Source organism: Marinobacterium alkalitolerans (assembly GCF_017776525.1).
GTDB classification, from domain to species: domain Bacteria; phylum Pseudomonadota; class Gammaproteobacteria; order Pseudomonadales; family Balneatricaceae; genus Marinobacterium; species Marinobacterium alkalitolerans.
In genome coordinates, this window is record NZ_JACVEW010000013.1 from 73341 (window position 1) to 93742 (window position 20402).

A 20402-nucleotide genomic window follows, 5' to 3' on the forward strand; every position below is an offset into this window, starting at 1 on the left:
GCTGACACGGGGCTTTGCTAGTATTAGCGTCTTGTTTTGAGACTGGAGCGATGATGGTCACCCGGGTGAAAATCTGCGGCATCACCAATATTGAGGACGCGCTCGCGGCTGTGGCTACCGGTGCGGATGCGCTGGGCTTTGTTTTTTATGCCCCCAGCAAGCGGTATGTAAGCCCGGAGTTGGCGGCTGACATCGTGCGGCAGCTGCCGCCTTTTGTAACCACGGTCGGGCTGTTTGTGAATGCCGAGATCGCCGAGGTGAGGCAGATCGCTGATCAGGTCTCGCTGGATTTGATCCAGTTTCACGGTGACGAGGACAATGCGCAATGCATGATGGCGGGCCGACCGTTTATCAAGGCGTTGCGGGTCAAGCCTGGCCTGGATATTCGGCAGGCAATGACTGCTTTTCCCGACGCAAGGGGCATTCTGCTGGACGCCTACCGTCCGGGCGTGCCGGGCGGCACCGGGGAAGTGTTTGACTGGGATCTGATTCCCGCTGATGCAGCGGCCGAGATCACGCTGGCGGGCGGTTTGACGCTCGAGAATGTGGCTCAGGCCGTGCAGCAAGTCCGACCATTTGCAGTCGATGTGTCGGGCGGTGTTGAAGCCTCGCCCGGAATTAAGGATCACGCAAGGCTATCTGCGTTTATCCGTGCAGCCAGGATGGCATCCTGCTGACAATTGTGTAAAACGGTACTACAGATTCTAGTTGGCCCTTTACCCGGGGCCAGCAACAACAGGAACGAGTGACATGAGTAACTGGCTGGAAAAAATTGTTCCCTCACTGGTCCGCAACGAAAAAAAGCGTACCAATATCCCTGAAGGGCTTTGGAAAAAATGTCCCAAGTGTGACTCCATTCTGTACCGCCCTGAGCTGGAAAAGAACCTGAACGTATGCCCGAAGTGTGATCACCACATGCGGCTGAATGCGCGCCGCAGGCTGGAAATGTTCCTGGATGAGAATACGACCCAGGAAATCGCAGCCAATGTTGAGCCGGTGGATCGCCTCAAGTTCCGTGACTCCAAGAAATACAAGGATCGTCTCAGCGCCGCACAGAAAGCGACCGGTGAGAAGGACGCTCTGATTGCGATGAAGGGCGAGGTTCAGGGGCTGCCGGTCGTTGCAGTTGCCTTTGAGTTCAACTTCATGGGTGGGTCCATGGGGGCTGTTGTCGGTGAGCGCTTCGTCCGTGCGGCCAAACTGGCCCTGGATGAAGGCATGCCCTTGATCTGTTTCGCCGCTTCCGGTGGTGCTCGCATGCAGGAAGCCCTGATCTCCCTGATGCAGATGGCCAAAACCTCCGCTGCGCTTGAAAAGCTCAAGCAGGCAGGCATCCCGTATATTTCAGTTCTGACCGACCCGGTGTACGGAGGTGTATCGGCGTCTCTGGCCATGCTGGGGGATCTGAACATTGCTGAGCCCAACGCGCTGATCGGTTTCGCAGGCCCGCGTGTGATCGAGCAAACCGTGCGTGAAAAACTGCCGGAAGGCTTCCAGCGCAGCGAGTTTCTGCTGGAACATGGTCAGGTGGACATGATCATCTCGCGCAGTGAGCTGCCGGTTAAGGTTGCGGGCCTCCTGCGCAAGCTGATGAACCAGCCTGAGCAGCCCGTTGATGAGGTGCCGGAGCAGGCTGAAACCGCCGAGGCTGTTGAGCAAGATAGCGAGTAATGGTCGACAGCTCTACACTGCCCGCACAATGGGATCTGCCTCAATGGCTGCAGCACATTGAGGCTTGTCACCCCGCTGAAATTGAACTGGGTCTTGATCGTCTCAAGCAGGTTGCCGATCGCTTGGGCCTTAAGCTTGAGCGGTCATTCAAGGTCGTCGCCGGTGGCACGAACGGCAAGGGCTCCACCCTGGCGATGCTGGATGCCATTCTGCGCGAGTCAGGCCTGACTACCGGTCGTTACAGTTCGCCGCATTTTATCCATTACAGTGAGAGGGTGCTGTTGAACGGAGTTCCGGCGGAGGAACGGGCATTTTGTGATGCCTTTGTGCGGATCGAGCAGACCCGCGGCGACATACCCCTGACCTATTTCGAGTATGGCACGCTGGCAGCTCTGATCATCATGTCCGACGCCAACGTGGACGTGATGTTGCTCGAAGTTGGTCTGGGTGGGCGTCTGGATGCCGTTAATATCGTGGATGCTGATCTGGCCATGGTGTCGACCATCGCGCTTGATCACACCGACTGGCTGGGCCCGGATCGTGAATCCATCGGGTATGAGAAGGCCGGTATCTTCCGCGCGGGTAAGCCGGCCCTTTGCGGTGACCCCGAACCGCCGGAATCACTGGTCAGGCATGCACGTGAACTGGGGGCTCTGCTGTTGGTTCGGAACCGGGATTTCCAGCTGGACGTGGTGTCGGATCACTGGTCCTGGAAAGGCACTGGTCCGGAAGGTGCGGTCAGCTACGAGTCTTTGCCCTTGCCGTGCCTGCCGTTGGCCAATGCGGCCATGGTTGTACAGGCAGTGCAGTTTTTGCCCTGGTCCATCTCTGCAGAGGCCATCCGTGCCGGACTGAAGGCAGCCACGCTTCCCGGCCGCATGCAGCGGGTGAGTTGGCGTGGCATCTCGCTGGTCCTGGATGTGGCACATAACCCGGAGGCCGCCGAGTATCTGGCTACACAGCTTGCACAAGCGGGTGGGGCAAGCCATCTGGTGTTGGGTATGATGCATGACAAGGACATTCCCAGTGTGCTGAGTGCACTGTGTAACTGTGTCGAACATTGGTACCCGGTCAAACTGGATGTACCCAGAGCCGCAGATGTGAACACCCTGAAGGCGCATCTGGCATCTGCCGGTGTGGAGTCGGACCGGGTGCATACGCTGGGCAGGGTTGAAGATACACTTGAGGCGCTGGCAGCGTCCGGTGTTCAGGGACCTGTCGTGGTGGCAGGCTCTTTCTTTACGGTCGCGGACGCGCTCACGCATATCGCCAAAAGGTAGGCCATGAAAGAACAGCACAAAAAGCAATTGATCGGTCTTGCTGCAGTACTGGTGTCGGCACTGGTTCTGTTTCCGCTTTTGCTTGATGGTTCTGGTTACCGTGAGCGCCACCTGCAGGATCGTATTCCGCCTGCCCCTGAAATGCCGGAACCGGCTCAGGTCAAGCAGGGATCTGAAGTGCTGCCTGATACCTCCAAACCGGCGCCTCCCTCACAACCTGCCGTGGTTGCGGTACCGGCACCGACCTTGCGTGATGCAGTCGAAGCTGCCGACCCGACCATTGATGCGACTCAGGACACCCCTGCGCTGGATGAGCAGCAGATCCCGGTCGCCTGGACGCTGCAACTGGCCAGCTTCCGTGATGAAGCAAATGCGCGTGCACTTCGGTCTGAGCTGATCGGCGATGGGTATAAGGTCTACATCCGCAACGGGCCTGATCTGGTGCGTGTCTTTGTCGGGCCGGACATGCAGCGTTCCCGTCTTGAATCGCTGCAGGCGCGCCTGAAGAAGGACTACGCGCTTGATGGCATGATCGTACGTTTCTCCACGCAATGAATTCCCCCATTGGGTTGCCTGAGGGCCTCTGTTAGAATGCGACGCTGTTTCGATACGGGCGACAAGAATGAATTGGGCTGACTGGACCATTATTGCGATTATCGCTATCTCAAGTCTTATGAGCCTCCGCAGAGGCTTTGTACGGGAAGCGATTTCCCTGTTGACCTGGGTGTCGGCATTCGTGCTGGCTCGCCTGTTCTCACCTTCGCTCAGCGTGCTGCTCGAGTCCTATATCGTGACACCATCCCTACGATTGCTGGCAGCCTTTGCTATCCTGTTTATCATCACACTGATCGCCGGTGCACTGGTCGGCGCGCTCTTTTCGGCCCTGGTCAATGCGACCGGACTTACCAGCTCTGATCGTGTGTTGGGCATGGGCTTTGGCGCCGTGCGTGGAGGCCTGGTGGTGGTCGTGATCGTTGCCCTGCTGGGAATGACGCCCGCGGTACAGGATCACTGGTGGACCGAATCGGAACTTATCCCCCATTTTGTATTGCTTGAAGACTGGACTCGTCGGGTGGCGAGTGACGTTGGCGAAGCAATTTGGAATCTGGGCCGTTGATCGATCATCAGCGGCCAATTATAAAGTGACATCCTTCTGAGGTGGATTGAATGTGCGGTATTGTCGGCATTGTTGCCAAGTCTTTCGTTAACCAGACGATCTTTGATGCGCTGACGGTTTTACAACACCGTGGCCAGGATGCTGCCGGCATGGTGACGTGTGAGGGTAACCGTTTCTTCCTGCGCAAGGATAACGGCCTTGTGAACGAAGTGTTCCGCACTCGACACATGAAAAAGCTCAACGGAAACATGGGCATCGGGCACGTGCGTTACCCAACGGCCGGCAGCTCAAGCTCGGCTGAAGCGCAGCCCTTTTATGTGAACTCGCCGTACGGTATCGCCCTGGCGCATAACGGCAACCTGACCAATGCCGATCAGCTGGCAGACGAAATCTTCCGCTCCGACCTGCGCCACATCAACACCACCTCAGACTCCGAAGTACTGCTGAACATCTTCGCGCATGAATTGCAGCGCATTGGCAAGCTGCAGCCCAGTGCTGATGACATCTTCCAGGCGGTCGAAAAGGTCCATGCCCGCTGTCAGGGGGGCTATGCCGTTGTTGCCATCATCACCGGTTACGGCATTGCGGCGTTCCGTGACCCCTGCGGCATTCGCCCGGTTGTATACGGCAAGCGTGTCACCGAACAGGGTGAAGAAGAGTACATGGTCGCGTCCGAGAGCGTTGCACTGGATACGGCCGGTTTCGAGCTGGTGCGTGACCTGGAGCCGGGTGAGGCGATCTTTATTGATACCGAAGGCAAGGTTGCAACGCGTCAGTGCGCCAAAACCAGCAAGATTGCGCCCTGCCTGTTTGAATACGTTTATCTGGCACGCCCGGACTCCATCATTGATGGCGTATCCGTGCACCACTCCCGCATGGAAATGGGGGTGAAGCTGGCAGAGAAAGTGAAACGCGAGATGCCGGATCATGACATTGATGTCATCATCCCGATTCCGGATACCAGCCGCACGGCCGCTCTGGAAATGGCCAATGCACTGGGCGTTACCTTCCGCGAAGGCTTTATCAAGAACCGCTATATCGGTCGGACCTTTATCATGCCCGGCCAGACCCTGCGCAAGAAATCGGTCCGGCAGAAGCTCAACCCGATTCAGGCGGAGTTCCGTGACAAGGTTGTCATGCTGGTTGATGACTCGATCGTGCGGGGTACCACCTCCAAGCAGATCGTTCAGATGGCACGTGAAGCCGGCGCTCGCAAGGTCTACTTTGCTTCGGCTGCGCCAGAAGTGCGGTATCCCAATGTGTACGGCATCGACATGCCGTCTGCCACCGAGCTGGTTGCGCATGGCCGCACAGCGAAGGAAGTCGGCGACTATATCGGCTGTGACTGGATGCTGTATCAGGATCTGCAGGATCTCAAGGACTCTGTCAGCTGCTTCAATGAATCCATTCGCGAGTTTGATACCTGTGTATTCAACGGTCAGTATGTGACCGGTACGGTGGATGAAGACTACTTGGCGCGTATCGATGCCAAGCGCAATGACGGCGCCAAACAGGCAGATACCAGTAAAACTGAAGACGGCAATGAGTCTGCCGATCTGCACAGCAAGATTGATTGAGGTCGGTTGATGAGCCAGTCCAGTTACGAAAGGGATGCGCGCATCCAGTTTACCGCTGACCCTGATTGCGGTGTTGAAACCCTGGCCGTCAGAGCCGGTCAAAGCCGTACTGCTGAGGGTGAGCATTCGGATGCCATTTTCGCGACCTCGAGCTTTGTGTTTTCCAGCGCGCGTGAAGCGGCGGCACGTTTTGGCGGTGATGAGGACGGGAATATCTACTCCCGCTTTACCAACCCGACGGTGCAGGCGTTTGAAGAGCGTATTGCGGCTCTGGAAGGCGGAGAGCGTGCCGTTGCGACGTCGTCCGGCATGGCTGCCATTCTGAATCTGGGGCTGGCCCTGTTGCAACAGGGAGATCACGTGGTCTGCTCGCGCAGTGTGTTCGGCTCCACGGTGTCCCTGTTCAACAAGTACCTGTTCCGTGCCGGCATCACCACGACTTTTGTCGACCCGGTTGATACCGCTGCCTGGGAAGCGGCAGTGACAGACAAGACGCGCATGTTCTTCATGGAAACACCGTCCAACCCGCTTGCCGAGTTGAGCGATATTGGCGCAATTGCCGAAATCGCCCACCGTCACGATGCGCTGGTTGTGGTCGATAACTGTTTCCTGACGCCGGCACTCCAGCGTCCGCTGGAGCTGGGTGCCGATATTGTCATGCATTCGGCAACCAAGTACCTGGATGGTCAGGGCCGATGTGTCGGTGGCGTTCTGGTGGGCCGAGACAAGGAGATGGAAGAGGTCTTTGGTCTGGTCAGAACCGGTGGCGCCTGTCTGAGCCCGTTTAATGCCTGGGTGTTTCTGAAAGGACTGGAAACCCTGCCGCTGAGAATGCGCGCGCACAGCGAAAATGCACTCGAAATCGCACGCTGGCTCAAGCAGCAGCCCGGTATTCGCAAGGTGTACTATTCAGGGCTGGAGGATCACCCTCAGCACTCGCTTGCCTGCAAGCAGCAAAAGGCCTTCGGTGGTGTGCTGGCCTTTGAGGTCGACGGTGAGCGTGAGGAAGCCTGGCGCTTTATCGATGCCACCGAGATGGTGTCCATCACCGGCAACCTGGGAGATGTGAAATCCACGATTACTCATCCGGCAACCACGACTCACGGTCGCATGAGTCCGGAAGAGCGTGCAGCGGCCGGTATTCGTGAAGGCTTGATCCGTTTCTCGGTTGGCCTTGAAGCCATCGACGATATCAAGGCTGACCTTCAACGCGGCCTGAATGCCCTGCGATAAGCCTGCGGGGTCGCGTATCCGATGGCCCCTTTCATAGCTCAGCTGTAACATTCATGAAAATACATCTTGCGCCAATGGAAGGGGTGCTGGATCACATTCTGCGTGATCTGCTGACCCGTATTCCGGGTATTGACCTCTGTGTGACCGAGTTTATCCGCGTAACAGACCGGCTACTGCCCCGGTCTGTTTTCCGTCGCCTTGCCCCAGAGCTGGAGCAGGGCAGTCAAACGACCAGTGGCGTACCCGTATGGGTGCAATTGCTTGGGAATGATCCCGCTGCAATGGGCGAAAATGCCGTTCGGGCCTCAGCACTTGGGGCGCCGGGTATTGATCTCAACTTTGGCTGCCCGGCCAAAACGGTCAACAAGAGCCGTGGCGGTGCCATTCTTCTAAAGGACCCTGAAGAGGTATATCAGATTGCGGCGGGTGTTCGTCGGGCCTTGCCGGCAGAAGTTCCGCTCAGTGGCAAGATGCGGCTGGGGTTCCACGACAAGTCACTGGCCATCGAGAACGCTCAGGCACTGGAAGCAGCGGGTGTCATGCGCGTCACTGTGCATGCCCGTACCAAAGTGGAGGGATACCGTCCTCCGGCATACTGGGAGTGGATTGCCCGCATCCGCGAAGCGATTGCTCCGCCCGTAATTGCCAATGGCGATATCTGGACAGTGGAGGATCTGCACCGGTGTCGCGAGGTATCCGGCTGCGAGGATGTGATGATCGGGCGTGGTCTGATCGCAAACCCATTCCTGGCTCTGGCGGCACGCGATCCCGAGCGAAACTGCTCAGCAGAACAGACCTGGCCCGAGATGCTCAGGATGCTGTCGGTCTATCATCAAGCTGTCAGCGAGCGCCTTGAGCCGCGCCATGTAAACGGGCGAACCAAGCAGTGGTTGCGCATGATGCAAAGACACTATCCGCAAGCGGTCGCCCTCTTCGAGCAGGTTCGAGCCGAGCGTGATCCCGAAGCGTTGAAGCAGGTGCTGCAGCAGGCGTCAGTCGCCAATCCTGACCGGTAGACGCCGGGCACCCCAGTGGCCCGGTTGCGGCTCCAGATAGCCTGCCAGCGGGTGTCCGCAGTGACGGCAGCATCCCCGTTGATCGAGATTCCAGGCGGTGAGGGTATAGCCCGCACGCTGGATAAGCGGCTCGTGGCAGGCAATGCAGTAGGTTGTGTTGCCTTCCCGGTCGGGCAGGTTGCCGGTATAGACAAATGCGAGCCCTTCCTCCAGTGCGATCTGACGTGCGCGCCTGAGTGTTGAAAGCGGCGTGGAAGGATGGTCCAGCATTTTCCAGTCCGGGTGGAAGGCCGTGAAGTGCAGCGGGACTTCCGGGCCGAGCTGCTCAGCCACCCAGCGGCTCAGTTGTCTGATCTCCGCATCGGAGTCGTTTTCGCCCGGTATCAGCAGCGTCGTAATCTCCAGCCATACGTCTGTGTCATGGTGGATATAGGCCAGCGTGTCCAGTACCGGGGCGAGAGAGCCGCCACAAATCTTTTTGTAGAACGACTCGGTGAACGCCTTGAGGTCAATGTTGGCCGCATCCATATGGGCATAAAACTCACGCCGCGGTTCGGGCGTTACATAGCCGGCGCTGACAGCAACGCTTTTGATCCCCAGTTCGCGGCAGGCCTGTGCCACATCGACTGCATATTCATGAAAAATCACCGGGTCATTGTAGGTAAAGGCGATGCTGCGGCAGTCATAACGCTGTGCCGTGCGGGCCAGTGCTTCGGGGGAAGCGCTGTCGCTCAGGCGGGCGGTTTCCCGCGAGCGGCTGATATCCCAGTTCTGACAGAACCGACAGGCAAGGTTGCAGCCGGCCGTGCCAAAAGACAGTACCGGTGTGCCGGGTAAGAAGTGGTTCAGCGGTTTTTTCTCGATCGGATCTATACAGAAGCCGCTGGACAGGCCATAGCTGTAGAGTTTGATCTCATCGTCCTCACGGCCACGCACGAAACACAATCCCCGCTGGCCCGGGTTAAGCTGACAAAAGCGCGGGCACAGATCACATTGCAATTTGCCGTTCTCAAGCCGGTGCCAGAATCGGCCCGTGACGGTGTGACGCTGATCCATAAGCTGGCTCCTTCGTGTCTATACTCACACTATAGATCAGGTCATTGAGCACAGATTATCAGGGGGTGCCAAATGCAGCTTTCAGTCCGGCCTGCCGCTGTTGCAGGTCTTTTTTATCCGGGCAATCCCGTGGAGCTTGAGCAGATGGTGGATCAGTTGCTGGACAGTTCACCTGAGCCCGGAGAGCTTCCGCGCTGCCCGAAGGCATTCGTTGTGCCTCATGCGGGGCTGGTCTATTCCGGCTCTACGGCAGCCCTGGCCTACCGGCAGATCGAGCGCTGGCAATCAGAGGCGGAGTGGGATCAGGTTGTTATTCTGGGGCCCAACCACCGTAAGCCGTTGAGGGGGATGGCCGGTGTTGAAGAAGAGGCCTGGAACACCCCGATGGGCACCTGCAAAACGGCTCTTGCGCTTGAGCAGCGTTTGCAAACACATTTTGACTTGCCGACCAGACCCGATGTGCATCAACTGGAGCATTGCATTGAGGTGCAACTGCCGTTCCTCAAGCGTGTTCTCCCCGATGCGGAGCTGTTGCCGATTCTGGTAGGGCAGGCTACGGTTGAAGAGGTGGCGAATCTGATCCAGGAAGTCTGGCAGCAGCCACATGTATTGCTCATCATCAGCAGTGATTTGAGCCATTATCACCCCTGGAGCGAGGCGCAGACACTGGATGCTGCAACAACCGGCATGATTTGCAGCCGTATTCCTGAGCTTGAATCGCAACAGGCCTGTGGCTTTCATGCCCTGAACGGGCTCCTGTACGCTGCTCGAGCACAGGGCCTTTCAGTTGATTGCCTGGGGCAGACAACGTCCGGTGATACCGCCGGCAGCAAAGAGAGTGTGGTGGGGTATGGTGCCTATGTCTGCTATTGAAGCGAGTCACTGTAAACGCATACTCGGGCTTGCGCGTCAGGCCATTGCTACAGCACTGGCGGGCAAGCCTGTTTCCGGTATTGATACCTCATCAGGGTCAGACGGGCTGCTGGACGAAAGGCTGGCCTGTTTTGTCACGCTGGAAAGTGAAGGGCGCCTGAGGGGATGCATCGGCTCCCTGCAGCCAAATCGAAGGCTGGCGGAAGAGATCGTGCACAACGCGATTCAGGCTGCGCTGCATGATCCGCGGTTTTTGCCCTTGTCACCGGATGAGCCTGTGCGCATTCAGGTGTCAGTCCTCTCGCCACTGGAGCCGCTGGCGTTTGCAAGCGAGGCCGAGCTGCTTGAGCAGCTTCGCCCCGGCAGGGATGGGCTGCTGATCAGTCAGGGTATCGCGCAGTCGACCTTCTTACCGGATGTCTGGCGTCACTTTGGAGCGCCACAGGCCTTTTTGCAGGCGCTCAAGCAAAAGGGCGGGATGAGGCTGGAAGAAACCGACGCCAGTACCCTGAGGGCCTGGCGCTATACGACTCGCTGCTGCGAGGAGGCTTCTGAAAAACCAGTGGGGTGTTGAAAGGCGCTTCAGGAACCCTCGCGTGTATCGGCGAAGCGGTCCACATCGTTGGTGATTTCAACGTCTACTTTCGGGGCAGGGATGCGGAAGTCATAGACACGCTCCCAGCCCTCTGAATCGGGGGTGCGTTCCCAAACCGTGCCTGCGTTGTATTCAACCAGTTCGGTCAGCGACGGGTCGAGCTGGCAGATGCGCTCCAGAGGAATGGGCATCATATTGATCAACTCGTTTTCCAGAAATTCCTCGGTTTCGTAGCCGGTGAACATGCGCCAGCCGGTGTCATTCAGGTGTTCCGGAACCGTCTTGTACATGAAACGAATCGGCAGCTTCTCTTCCAGAAGCAGGCGAGACACCAGTGCAAGATAACCGTTTTTGGTTTGCGCGGTTTCCTGTTCCTGTGTAACGGGCTGATCGGGATCGTTGGAATGCATGGAATCTCCAGTTTGTGGCTCACTCAAAACGATACGCGGGGAGCAGTATATCAGTTCAAGGGAGCAAGTCAGAAAACAAAAACCCCGTCACAGGGACGGGGTTTGTTCAGCGCTGGGGTATCCGGAGATACCGGCTATCAGGCTTCGGTTGTCGGGATAACGGTAGACGCCTTGGCGACGTAGTTATCCATCTGATCGAAGTTCAGGTAGCGGTAGATTTCACCGGACATGCTGTCGATCTTGCTGGCGTAGTCCATGTACTCCTGAACGGTCGGCAGCTTGCCTTCCAGTGCCGCAACAGCCGCCAGCTCGGCAGACGCCAGGTATACATTGGCGCCGTCACCCAGACGGTTCGGGAAGTTACGGGTAGAGGTAGAGACAACGGTGCTCTTGGCAGCAACACGTGCCTGGTTACCCATACACAGAGAGCAGCCCGGCATTTCCATACGTGCACCGGCCTTGCCGAACACGTTGTAGTAGCCTTCGTCGCTCAGCTGTGCCTGGTCCATCTTGGTCGGCGGTGCGATCCACATGCGAGTCGGGATGGACTTGCCGGAGGTTTCCAGCAGTTTACCCGCCGCACGGAAGTGACCGATGTTGGTCATGCAGGAACCGATGAAGACTTCATCGATGTTCTCGCCCTGTACTTCAGACAGCAGACGTGCATCGTCCGGATCGTTCGGAGCACAGAGGATCGGCTCCTTGATTTCGGACAGGTCGATCTCGATCACTTCAGCGTATTCCGCGTCAGCGTCGGCACGCATCAGGCTCGGGTTGGCCAGCCATTCTTCCATGCCCTTGATACGACGCTCGATGGTACGCGCATCGCCATAGCCTTCAGCGATCATCCACTTCAGCATGACGATGTTGGAGCGCAGGTACTCGGCAACGGAATCTTCAGACAGGGTGATGGTGCAGCCTGCAGCGGAACGTTCGGCAGATGCGTCAGACAGTTCGAACGCCTGCTCGACAGTCAGCTCTTCCAGACCTTCGATTTCCAGTACACGACCGGAGAATGCGTTCTTCTTGCCAGCCTTTTCTACGGTCAGCAGGCCCTGCTTGATGGCGTAGTAAGGAATGGCGTGTACCAGGTCACGCAGGGTGATGCCCGGGTTACGCTTGCCCTTGAAGCGAACCAGAACGGATTCCGGCATATCCAGCGGCATGACGCCGGTAGCGGCTGCGAAGGCCACCAGACCAGAACCGGCCGGGAAAGAGATGCCCAGCGGGAAACGGGTGTGGGAGTCACCGCCAGTACCAACGGTGTCCGGCAGCAGCATGCGGTTCAGCCAGGAGTGGATTACACCGTCACCCGGACGCAGGGAAACACCGCCGCGGTTCATGATGAAGTCCGGCAGGGTGTGATGAGTGTTCACGTCAACCGGCTTCGGATACGCAGCGGTGTGACAGAAAGACTGCATGGTCAGGTCAGCAGAGAAGCCGAGGCAGGCCAGGTCTTTCAGTTCGTCACGGGTCATCGGACCGGTGGTGTCCTGAGAACCGACAGTGGTCATCTTCGGCTCGCAGTACATGCCGGGACGCACGCCTTCCATGCCGCAGGCCTTACCGACCATCTTCTGCGCCAGGGTGTAACCCTTGCCGCTGTCAGCCGGCTGTTCGGGCTTGCGGAACAGATCGGAGTGACCCAGACCCAGCGCTTCACGTGCTTTCTCGGTCAGACCGCGACCGATGATCAGCGGGATACGGCCACCGGCACGGACTTCGTCCAGCAGGACCTGAGTCTTGAGGCCGAAAGTGCAGATTACTTCGTCGGTACCGTGCTTGCACACTTTACCTTCGTACGGGTAAACGTCGATCACGTCACCCATGTTCAGATCGTCAACCGGCATTTCGATCGGCAGGGCGCCGGCATCTTCCATGGTGTTGTAGAAGATCGGTGCGATCTTGCCGCCGAAGCAGTAGCCGCCTGCGCGCTTGTTCGGTACGTGCGGGATGTCGTCGCCGAAGAACCACAGAACGGAGTTGGTGGCAGACTTACGAGAAGAACCGGTACCCACTACGTCGCCCACATAGGCAACCGGGAAACCTTTGGCTTTGACTTCTTCGATCTGAGCCAGCGGGCCTTTAACGCCCGGCTCTTCCGGGTTGATGCCTTCACGTTCCATCTTCAGCATCGCGTTGGCGTGCAGCGGAATGTCAGGACGTGACCAGGCATCCGGAGCCGGAGACAGGTCGTCGGTGTTGGTTTCGCCCGGCACCTTGAATACGGTAACGGTGATTTTTTCAGCCACTTCCGGCTTGGAGGTGAACCATTCGCCGTCAGCCCAGGACTGCATGACCTGCTTGGCGAAGGCGTTGCCGGCTTCGGCTTTTTCCTGCACGTCGTGGAAAGCATCGAACATCAGCAGGGTGTGAGACAGAGCCTTGGCGGCGGTCGGAGCCAGTTCTTCAATGTCCAGACAATCGATCAGCGGAGCGATGTTGTAGCCACCCAGCATGGTGCCCAGCAGTTCTACAGCCTTGACCTTGTCGATCAGCGGAGAGGAGGCCTCACCTTTGGCGATAGCTGCCAGAAAACCTGCCTTGACATAGGCAGCCTGGTCCACGCCAGCCGGAACACGATTGCTCAGCAGTTCAAGCAGGAACTCTTCCTCGCCAGCCGGCGGGTTTTTCAGGAGTTCGACCAGAGCTGAGGTCTGTTCGGGGTCAAGCGGCTTCGGCGGGACGCCTTCTGCAGCGCGTTCTTCTACATGTTTACGATAAGCTTCAAGCACGATATGGCCCTCATCTGTTTTCACCGCCGTCCTGGGAGTTCTCCGACTCCGTCAGCGGCGTATCGACTAGGTATCGAATGGTGATTGGCGGGCGAATTCTAGCGAAAGGAATGGGTAAAGTTAAGTTTTTGTCGACAATTACTAAACTAAAGAATGATACCCAAGCGTAGCTATGGCAGGCGATAGAGCCGTTTTCATCAAAAAATGCATGAAAAAATTGGCGCATGTGAAATCTTTGCATGCCGGCGCACTGAACAGGCGCTAGGCTTAGCTTGAGACTGCCTGTTTTAAATGGCTGTTTACCGTCCTGATCACCTTTTGCCGCCAATGAACGACAGCCTATCGACCTGAATCTTGTCATTGGTCACTTTGCTGCAGAAATGGGCAAAAATGCCTTGCTGTTAGCGCAAAGTTGCCTAAGATCAGGGTGTTAGCAAGTGGATTTGTCACAGGCCGTTTGCCCCGTATGGACGCATGGAGAGGGGCGGATAGAGCGGCTTGATGCGGGTCAATGTATGTATCGCTCTGTTTGAAATTGACCTGCAAGCACCGTATAACGAATTCATACAATATCTCAGGTAGGAGGTAGCCTAGATGAACCCAGCAGTCAGTCAGGCTGACATGGCTCAGGATGAGCGCCCCAGTCAATCAGACTTGGAACTGTGCAAGCTGCAAATCATGTTCAGTTTGCAGGCAGACAAGCGTCTTATCTATGTGGGTGTCCAGCCAACTGTGGCGCTTCGCTACCTCACTCGTCTTGTTGCAGCTCGTCCGCGTGTTCTCCGCAATCACATCAGAAGAATCTACCTTGCCATCCAGTGCGCCGACAGCGAGCGTGTTACCGGAGCCCTGATCGATCTGTTGCTGGTGCTGCGTGGTCGCGGCCAGTTTCTGGTTAACCGCCTGATTCAGCAGGCCGGACCTCTGTTGCAATCTGAGCACCGCATCGCGATGAACAAGGCCGTTGATACACGCGAGCTCAACCTGCTTTCGGATCTGCCGCTTGATTATGCCGTTCTGAGCAATGGGCGTTGCATGCAGTTTTCGCCGCATCGCAAATTTCACTGAACGATGAATAGGACATGAGTATGGCGCTCAGTGAAAAAACAATCGCAACGCTAGGTTTTGCCGCGAGCGAGCAGTCGATGCTGGAGGTTTTCTTCAGTGGGCACAGCGCACAGGGCTTTTCTCTGAAGCCCATTTCCGAGGCTGCATCGCTGCTGATCGACCTTAAGGACGCATCAGGTCTGAGCAAGCTGGAAAACTGGCATCAGTCTACCGGCAAGCCATGGATTGCGGTCGTCGGGGCAGATATGGAAAAGCCCGCCATGGAAGCGGGGATTTTTATTGATCGTCCGTTAAGTATGAAAGCACTGCAGGATGCACTGCATGACCTGGCCAGGTTGTTGTCGGGTGTGCGTCCTGAAGCCGTGGCGCCGGCGTCAGACGCTCAGTTGAGTGATGAAGACAAGGCACGTGAAGCGGCCTTTGCCGAGTGGCAGGCACGCAAGCTGCGCAGCTCTGAAGCTGCTTCGGCCTGGCAGGGCGAGCACTCTCATCGGGAAGAGGAAGGGCTGCGGAGCCGATTCAGTGTTCAGCGTAACGAGCTGAACAACCTGATTCTGGAAGCGCAAAAGGAGATCCAGGCCCAGCAGGCCAAGTCGGGCGTGACAAAAACGCCCGTGAAACCGGCACCACAGGCACCTGTTGAGCCGGAAGCGCCCCAGGCTCCCAGCATGTCGGCGGAAATGATCATGCAGTGCTGTGGCAGTCTTTCCGACGTTAATCTTGACTCCACAACCGAACGCAGACGTGTGTACTTCAGCCTGGATGGCCTGCTGTTCCCCTGGGTGCTGCGTGCCGTCAGAGAAGGCAATGAGACCGGAAAGGTGCAGCAGATTCTGGGTGTGCCGGGGGCCATGTTTTATCTGCCGGCCGAGAAGTCATTTCTGGTCGGTATCGAGTCGGACCTGCTGCTCCAGTTAACACGCACTCGTTTCGGGTTTGACGAGATTTCGTTGATCGAACGAGGGCCTGATCAGGAGCTTCCAAAGGGGCGCAGGATGGATTCTGATGAGCTCGTCTGGCAACTAGCCCTGTTTACGGCGAAAGGGCGCCTGCCCGATACCCTGTCGGCAGAAGAGCCCATGTTGCTGAAGGAGATGCCCGACTTTGAACGGTTGCTGGAAACACCCCATGCACGCAGTATCGCCGAGCTCTGGCAAAGCCAGAAGCTGTCGGCCAGAAACATAGTGAGCATGCTGGGCGTGTCTCAGCGTTTTGTCTTTTCGTTCATGGTGGCAGCGGACGCCATCGGCCTGTACCGTCAGTGACCGAAACGTGTGCAACACACCCATGGATCTTTCGGAGTTAAACCGTGAATCAAGAACAGAATGAGACCCCGCGGTACTTTCAGGTGACCCCCAGTGGTGCTTACTACGCCACGCTTTCAACGGATCCTGATGCACTCAGAGCCTTGCTGTTGCAGCTGTTGAGTGCCGATACCCATATTCCCTATCTGAGCTCCCTGCTGCAGAAGCTCACAGGTTTGCCTGAAGATGAAGCCCAGGCATTGCTGGATAAGGCCGTGCAGCATGGGTTTGTTGATCTGCCCGAGACGCCCGAACCCATCGCGTCAGGCACGATTGAGCAACTGTTGCCCGAATTTCTGCCGCGCCTGGCTGATGGACGAGTGCTGCTGGCGGATGACCAGGGCTTCTGCCTGGGTCAGTCCGGTTTTGATCCGGATGAGGCTGAAGCTGTTGCGGGTATGGCTGCAGACCTGGTCTCTCTCCACGAACGTCACCAGCCTTTGCTGGTGAAACATCTTGGCTTTGACGGCTCATCCTGGGCTTTGGTGGATGCGGTTGGTCAAAGTGAACTGGGCTTCTGGACGCTGCATGTCGGTGAACAGAAATTTTTGCTGATTCTGGAAGGGATGCCTCATCTGAACCGGCAGCCTTTTGTGGATCTGATGTCGGTATTGATCCGACGCTACCTGGACTACTGATAAGGCAGGCTGGCTGCTTTATACAGATTTACAACCAGCGCTAATGGCCTAAAAGGAGACTACCATGCGCTCAGAAATGTTGACTTCCATTCTCAACGATCTCAATGGAACATCGGCGGAAATTGAAGCTTCTGCAGTCATTTCCACCGATGGTCTTGTGATTGACTCGCTTTTGCCGGCAGGTATGGATGAAGACCGGGTGGGTGCCATGAGTGCAGCGATGCTGTCACTGGGTGAACGCACATCTCAGGAGCTGGCTCGAGGTGAGCTTGAGCAGGTTCTGGTCAAGGGCAAGGATGGCTATATCTTGATGACGCACGCCAACCCTGAATCAGTGCTTACAGTCGTTGCCAAAACCAACGCTCGTCTGGGTCTTATTTTCCTGGACGTCAAGCGTGCTGCTGAAGCCATTGGCAAGATTCTATAAGCGTTTACTGTGTTTGGCGTGCGCCTGTATGGATAGGCGCCGCTTGCTCGGCCTGGAGTGCCTATGTCTGAACAACATACGGCAGACGCTCAGGATGTGCTGATCAAGTATTTTGACGGTACGGAGCGGCTTGCCAAAGTCGTAGACCGAGAGGTGCCATACCCGGATGGAAAGCTGATCGTTTCGCGAACTGACCCCAAGGGTATTATTACGCATGCCAATCGGGCGTTTGTTGAAATGTCCGGTTATTCGCGCGAAGAGCTTATCGGCACCAATCACTGCATTTTACGCCACCCGGATATGCCTGCTGTGGCATTCAAGGACCTCTGGGATACCGTCGCCCAGGGCAAAAAGTGGCAAGGTTATGTCAAGAATCTGCGCAAGGACGGCGCGTATTACTGGGTCAAGGCGACCGTCATTCCGAATATTCGAAATGGTCAACTGGTGGGCTACACCTCTGTAAGACGCAAGCCTTCTCGCAGCAAAATCAGCGAGAGCGAAGCGCTCTACGCCACGCTAAGGTAGGAGGTGCCGCGATGACTTTGAATTTGTCCGTAAGTCCGGATTTCCCGCCTACCCATCTTTCAGGCTGGTTTATCTTCAATACCTGGTTACAGCGTCAGCTGGGGCAGGGTGTTCACCTGGAGCTGTATGACAGTTTTGAGGCTCAGCGTGAGGATATTCGGAATGGAAAGCTGGATCTGATTTATGCCAACCCCTATGACGCGTCCATGCTGGTACGGGAGCTGGGGTTCAAGGTACTGGTTCGGCCTCGAAACCGTGCGGATGAGACGGTCATAGCTGCGCGTGCAGAAGATGCTGCGGCCTGCGTCGAAGATCTCAAGCCGGGTCTCAAAGTGGCCACAACGGCAGACCCCGACGTGCATACCATGGGCATGATCATGCTGGAATCTGCCGACCTTGATGGCACCAATGTGACCTTCAAGGAGCTGGACAGTTATGTACTGGTGGCCAAGTCACTGCTGAACGGTGATGCGGATGTGGGCTTCTTTCTCAAGGCCGGCTTTGAAGAGTTGTCGGAGCTGGTGCGCAAGAAAATGAAGCCGCTGGTCAGTAGCCAGATCAGTGTGGTGCACCATACGCTGGTTGCCGGTCCTCGCATGCAGGAACACGCAGCCATGTTGACCGACCGTCTGATCAATATGGAGCACGATCCCAAGGGGCAGGCAGTGTTGAAAAGTATGGGATTGGATGGATGGGACATCATGGAGGAGGAAGAAACCGAATTCATGATCGACCTGATCGACACACTCATCGACTGATCAGGGTCAATGCAGCTGTTGCGAGGGGCGCCTTCAGGGCGCCCTTTTTTATGCTTGTTGTGTGCTGCGGTGGTGTTCGGCCGGGCGCCTGAGTAGAATTCCCGCATTATTGTTCAGTTAAATGCAGCCGGCTTTCATGTCGGCCGATACGAGACATGTGATCGATGGATGTACTAGACGAAATCAAAGGTTTTCTTGGGTGCGAAACGCCCAGCGAGTGGCTGCAGCTGGCGGCGCGTCCGGAGGCGCTCGAACTGCTGTTGACCGATCATGCGCACTGTGAAAAGAAAGCGGCTTCCACCGCCATGACACTCATGTTCAGGTATGTGGACCGCTCGGATCTGCTGAACAAGATGTCCCGGCTGGCACGGGAAGAGCTGATTCACTTTGAGCAGGTGCTGGGGATCATGGAGGCTCGCGGCCTGCGTTATGATCACTTGAGCCCGGCGCGCTACGCAGCCGGCTTGCGCAAGGAGGTGCGTACCTCTGAACCCGGTCGTCTGGTGGATGTGCTGATCGTCGGAGCGTTTATCGAAGCACGTTCCTGCGAGCGCTTTGCGGCACTGGCCCCGGATCTGGATGAGGAGCTGGCGCGTTTCTATCGTTCACTGCTGAAGTCTGAGGGGCGTCACTACCAGGATTATCTCCACTTGGCGCGTGAGTACGCAGGAGAGCCGATTGACGACCGCGTGGAGCAGTTCCGTCAGCTGGAAGCGGAATTGATTCAGTCAGAAGATGACGAGTTCCGCTTCCATAGTGGCAAGCCTAGTCAGCAGCTGCTAGAAAATCCTGCAGCTCTGCTGTCTGAGGGTTCCCGTCCGGCAGCTTGAAGGCGAAGTGACGGCTGCCTTCTTCATCCTGCTCGAGATACCACGCAGACGCATCCCAGTCGCCCAGTACAATGCGAACGCCACCCTGTGGTGACTGGTTGGTGTGCATTCGGGGCCGGTGGGTATGACCGTGAATCATCAGTAACGCCTGATGTTGTTCCATCAGGTCACTGACGGCAGAAGGTGTGACATCGGTTATGTACTCTGCCTTTTGTGCGCCCTGTTCACGGCTGGCAGCTCTGAGCTGGCGTGCAACATCCAGTCGCTCGGCAACAGACTTGCTCAGGAAGGCAGCCTGCCATTGCGGATTGCGTACCTGCTGTCTGAATGCCTGATAGGCGGCATCGTCCTGGCATAGCTGGTCGCCATGCAGCAGCAGCGTGGTCCCGTGTGGCGTTTCCAGAGCATGGACCTCCGGCAGCAGCTCAGCTCCGATCTGATGCATAAACGCCTCGCCGACCAGAAAATCACGATTGCCGTGCTGAAAAAACAGCCGAACACTCGCCGAGGAAAGCTGGTGCAGTGTGTCATAGACGCTTTGCAGTGATGGGGGCGGAGCATCATCGCCGATCCAGGCTTCGAAAATGTCGCCCAGCAGGTAGAGCTCGTCTGCCGTGGCCGCTTTTTCCTGCAGGAAATGCACAAACGCCCGGATAATATCCGGGCGTTTGTCGTCAAGGTGCAGGTCTGCAACGAAGTAACGCAGCATTACGCCTCGCCTTCACCATCAGCAACCTTGGCGGACTCGATAACGATATCCTCGGCCGGGACATCCTGGTGGCCGGCGCGCATGGTGGTGCTGGCCTTCTTGATCTTGTTCACCACGTCCATGCCGTCAACAACCTTGCCGAATACCGCATAACCCCAGCCTTCAGTGGTTTTGGCGGTGTGGTCCAGGAAGGTGTTGTCCGAAACGTTGATGAAAAACTGCGCAGACGCAGAATGAGGGTCCATGGTGCGTGCCATGGCGATAGTGCCAGCCTTGTTGGACAGGCCGTTGTCAGCCTCATTCTGGATAGGCTCACGAGTTTCCTTTGGGATCATGCCCGGTTCAAAGCCGCCGCCCTGAATCATGAAACCGTCAATCACCCGGTGGAAAATGACACCGTCATAAAAGCCGTCACGGACATACTGCTCAAAGTTGGCAGCCGTGTTGGGTGCTTTTTCGTGGTCCAGTTCCAAGGAGATGGTGCCGAGGTTTGTTTGCAGGATGATCATGTCCAGTTCCCTGTGTTTCTTATGAGTGGGGCCATTATACTCAAGTATTATGCGGCTGCATCCTCTGATCA

General features: G+C 56.9%; 22 protein-coding genes. 17 read left to right on the forward strand and 5 right to left on the reverse strand.

Going from position 1 to position 20402, the window contains the following annotated elements; all coding sequences use genetic code 11:
- The first annotated feature begins 50 nt into the window (after positions 1-50).
- The 8 genes from H9C73_RS09825 to H9C73_RS09860 all read left to right on the forward strand — a co-directional run bounded on the left by H9C73_RS09825 (position 51) and on the right by H9C73_RS09860 (position 7894).
- The gene (locus H9C73_RS09825; protein WP_328797958.1) at positions 51-677 is read left to right on the forward strand and encodes a phosphoribosylanthranilate isomerase; all 627 of its coding nucleotides are present in this window, start codon (positions 51-53) and stop codon (positions 675-677) included.
- A 73-nt stretch (positions 678-750) separates the two neighbouring features.
- Positions 751-1671, forward strand: a complete 921-nt coding sequence (gene accD, locus H9C73_RS09830; protein ID WP_209287651.1) for an acetyl-CoA carboxylase, carboxyltransferase subunit beta — start codon at positions 751-753, stop codon at positions 1669-1671.
- The gene (gene folC, locus H9C73_RS09835) at positions 1671-2951 is read left to right on the forward strand and encodes a bifunctional tetrahydrofolate synthase/dihydrofolate synthase (protein WP_209287652.1); all 1281 of its coding nucleotides are present in this window, start codon (positions 1671-1673) and stop codon (positions 2949-2951) included. The genes accD and folC overlap by 1 nt, the downstream gene beginning before the upstream one ends.
- A 3-nt stretch (positions 2952-2954) precedes the next feature.
- On the forward strand, positions 2955-3506 hold the full coding sequence (locus H9C73_RS09840) for an SPOR domain-containing protein (protein ID WP_209287653.1): 552 nt from the start codon (positions 2955-2957) through the stop codon (positions 3504-3506).
- Between the two features lie 67 nt (positions 3507-3573).
- Positions 3574-4068, forward strand: coding sequence for a CvpA family protein (locus H9C73_RS09845; protein ID WP_209287654.1), 495 nt, complete (start codon positions 3574-3576; stop codon positions 4066-4068).
- Positions 4069-4118: 50 nt separating this feature from the next.
- A complete protein-coding gene (gene purF / locus H9C73_RS09850) occupies positions 4119-5645 on the forward strand; it encodes an amidophosphoribosyltransferase (protein ID WP_209287655.1) in 1527 nt (508 codons plus the stop codon).
- Positions 5646-5654: 9 nt separating this feature from the next.
- A complete protein-coding gene (locus tag H9C73_RS09855) occupies positions 5655-6878 on the forward strand; it encodes an O-succinylhomoserine sulfhydrylase (RefSeq protein WP_209287656.1) in 1224 nt (407 codons plus the stop codon).
- Positions 6879-6931: 53 nt separating this feature from the next.
- Positions 6932-7894 (forward strand): tRNA dihydrouridine synthase, encoded by a 963-nt coding sequence (locus H9C73_RS09860; protein ID WP_236014205.1) that lies wholly within the window; start codon positions 6932-6934, stop codon positions 7892-7894.
- Here the strand turns inward: H9C73_RS09860 and amrS are convergent.
- Complete coding sequence (amrS, locus tag H9C73_RS09865; RefSeq protein WP_209287657.1) at positions 7871-8950, reverse strand: AmmeMemoRadiSam system radical SAM enzyme; 1080 nt, start codon at positions 8948-8950, stop codon at positions 7871-7873. The genes H9C73_RS09860 and amrS overlap by 24 nt on opposite strands.
- A gap of 72 nt (positions 8951-9022) precedes the next feature.
- Here amrS and amrB point away from each other — a divergent pair, with 72 nt between their 5' ends.
- Entirely contained in the window at positions 9023-9823 is an 801-nt protein-coding gene (amrB, locus tag H9C73_RS09870; protein ID WP_209287658.1) for an AmmeMemoRadiSam system protein B, read from the forward strand.
- A complete protein-coding gene (amrA, locus tag H9C73_RS09875; RefSeq protein WP_209287659.1) occupies positions 9810-10397 on the forward strand; it encodes an AmmeMemoRadiSam system protein A in 588 nt (195 codons plus the stop codon). The genes amrB and amrA overlap by 14 nt, the downstream gene beginning before the upstream one ends.
- 8 nt (positions 10398-10405) lie before the next feature.
- Here the strand turns inward: amrA and H9C73_RS09880 are convergent, their stop codons facing one another.
- Together H9C73_RS09880 and acnB are read right to left on the reverse strand one after the other, a co-directional pair.
- On the reverse strand, positions 10406-10828 hold the full coding sequence (locus H9C73_RS09880) for an immunity protein Imm33 domain-containing protein (RefSeq protein WP_209287660.1): 423 nt from the start codon (positions 10826-10828) through the stop codon (positions 10406-10408).
- 137 nt (positions 10829-10965) lie between these two features.
- Positions 10966-13563 (reverse strand): bifunctional aconitate hydratase 2/2-methylisocitrate dehydratase, encoded by a 2598-nt coding sequence (gene acnB / locus H9C73_RS09885; RefSeq protein ID WP_209287681.1) that lies wholly within the window; start codon positions 13561-13563, stop codon positions 10966-10968.
- Positions 13564-14157: 594 nt separating this feature from the next.
- Here acnB and H9C73_RS09890 point away from each other — a divergent pair.
- From H9C73_RS09890 to miaE, 7 genes are all read left to right on the forward strand, one after another.
- On the forward strand, positions 14158-14631 hold the full coding sequence (locus tag H9C73_RS09890) for a hypothetical protein (RefSeq protein ID WP_209287661.1): 474 nt from the start codon (positions 14158-14160) through the stop codon (positions 14629-14631).
- A gap of 20 nt (positions 14632-14651) precedes the next feature.
- Positions 14652-15896 (forward strand): hypothetical protein, encoded by a 1245-nt coding sequence (locus H9C73_RS09895; protein WP_209287662.1) that lies wholly within the window; start codon positions 14652-14654, stop codon positions 15894-15896.
- A 44-nt stretch (positions 15897-15940) separates the two neighbouring features.
- Positions 15941-16573 (forward strand): hypothetical protein, encoded by a 633-nt coding sequence (locus H9C73_RS09900; protein ID WP_328797960.1) that lies wholly within the window; start codon positions 15941-15943, stop codon positions 16571-16573.
- 64 nt (positions 16574-16637) lie between these two features.
- Entirely contained in the window at positions 16638-17000 is a 363-nt protein-coding gene (locus H9C73_RS09905) for a roadblock/LC7 domain-containing protein (RefSeq protein WP_209287663.1), read from the forward strand.
- A gap of 63 nt (positions 17001-17063) precedes the next feature.
- Positions 17064-17525, forward strand: a complete 462-nt coding sequence (locus H9C73_RS09910; protein ID WP_209287664.1) for a PAS domain-containing protein — start codon at positions 17064-17066, stop codon at positions 17523-17525.
- 11 nt (positions 17526-17536) lie between these two features.
- Positions 17537-18283 (forward strand): PhnD/SsuA/transferrin family substrate-binding protein, encoded by a 747-nt coding sequence (locus H9C73_RS09915; RefSeq protein WP_209287665.1) that lies wholly within the window; start codon positions 17537-17539, stop codon positions 18281-18283.
- 164 nt (positions 18284-18447) lie between these two features.
- Positions 18448-19113 (forward strand): tRNA-(ms[2]io[6]A)-hydroxylase, encoded by a 666-nt coding sequence (gene miaE / locus H9C73_RS09920; protein ID WP_209287666.1) that lies wholly within the window; start codon positions 18448-18450, stop codon positions 19111-19113.
- Here miaE and H9C73_RS09925 read toward each other — a convergent pair.
- Positions 19049-19822, reverse strand: coding sequence for a UDP-2,3-diacylglucosamine diphosphatase (locus tag H9C73_RS09925; RefSeq protein ID WP_209287667.1), 774 nt, complete (start codon positions 19820-19822; stop codon positions 19049-19051). The genes miaE and H9C73_RS09925 overlap by 65 nt on opposite strands.
- Entirely contained in the window at positions 19822-20331 is a 510-nt protein-coding gene (locus H9C73_RS09930; RefSeq protein ID WP_209287668.1) for a peptidylprolyl isomerase, read from the reverse strand. The genes H9C73_RS09925 and H9C73_RS09930 overlap by 1 nt, the downstream gene beginning before the upstream one ends.
- Positions 20332-20402: the final 71 nt, after the last annotated feature.

Bases quoted from the DNA above. Each gene is read 5' to 3' on its own strand.
- H9C73_RS09905 (WP_209287663.1), top strand. From the start codon at position 16,638: ATGCGCTCAGAAATGTTGACTTCCATTCTCAACGATCTCAATGGAACA.
- H9C73_RS09930 (WP_209287668.1), bottom strand. From the start codon at position 20,331: ATGATCATCCTGCAAACAAACCTCGGCACCATCTCCTTGGAACTGGAC.
- H9C73_RS09880 (WP_209287660.1), bottom strand. From the start codon at position 10,828: ATGCATTCCAACGATCCCGATCAGCCCGTTACACAGGAACAGGAAACC.
- H9C73_RS09915 (WP_209287665.1), top strand. From the start codon at position 17,537: ATGACTTTGAATTTGTCCGTAAGTCCGGATTTCCCGCCTACCCATCTT.
- H9C73_RS09890 (WP_209287661.1), top strand. From the start codon at position 14,158: ATGAACCCAGCAGTCAGTCAGGCTGACATGGCTCAGGATGAGCGCCCC.
- folC (WP_209287652.1), top strand. From the start codon at position 1,671: ATGGTCGACAGCTCTACACTGCCCGCACAATGGGATCTGCCTCAATGG.
- H9C73_RS09845 (WP_209287654.1), top strand. From the start codon at position 3,574: ATGAATTGGGCTGACTGGACCATTATTGCGATTATCGCTATCTCAAGT.
- H9C73_RS09895 (WP_209287662.1), top strand. From the start codon at position 14,652: ATGGCGCTCAGTGAAAAAACAATCGCAACGCTAGGTTTTGCCGCGAGC.
- amrS (WP_209287657.1), bottom strand. From the start codon at position 8,950: ATGGATCAGCGTCACACCGTCACGGGCCGATTCTGGCACCGGCTTGAG.
- H9C73_RS09825 (WP_328797958.1), top strand. From the start codon at position 51: ATGATGGTCACCCGGGTGAAAATCTGCGGCATCACCAATATTGAGGAC.
- H9C73_RS09855 (WP_209287656.1), top strand. From the start codon at position 5,655: ATGAGCCAGTCCAGTTACGAAAGGGATGCGCGCATCCAGTTTACCGCT.
- miaE (WP_209287666.1), top strand. From the start codon at position 18,448: ATGGATGTACTAGACGAAATCAAAGGTTTTCTTGGGTGCGAAACGCCC.
- amrB (WP_209287658.1), top strand. From the start codon at position 9,023: ATGCAGCTTTCAGTCCGGCCTGCCGCTGTTGCAGGTCTTTTTTATCCG.
- H9C73_RS09860 (WP_236014205.1), top strand. From the start codon at position 6,932: ATGAAAATACATCTTGCGCCAATGGAAGGGGTGCTGGATCACATTCTG.
- H9C73_RS09840 (WP_209287653.1), top strand. From the start codon at position 2,955: ATGAAAGAACAGCACAAAAAGCAATTGATCGGTCTTGCTGCAGTACTG.
- H9C73_RS09910 (WP_209287664.1), top strand. From the start codon at position 17,064: ATGTCTGAACAACATACGGCAGACGCTCAGGATGTGCTGATCAAGTAT.
- H9C73_RS09925 (WP_209287667.1), bottom strand. From the start codon at position 19,822: ATGCTGCGTTACTTCGTTGCAGACCTGCACCTTGACGACAAACGCCCG.
- accD (WP_209287651.1), top strand. From the start codon at position 751: ATGAGTAACTGGCTGGAAAAAATTGTTCCCTCACTGGTCCGCAACGAA.
- amrA (WP_209287659.1), top strand. From the start codon at position 9,810: ATGTCTGCTATTGAAGCGAGTCACTGTAAACGCATACTCGGGCTTGCG.
- purF (WP_209287655.1), top strand. From the start codon at position 4,119: ATGTGCGGTATTGTCGGCATTGTTGCCAAGTCTTTCGTTAACCAGACG.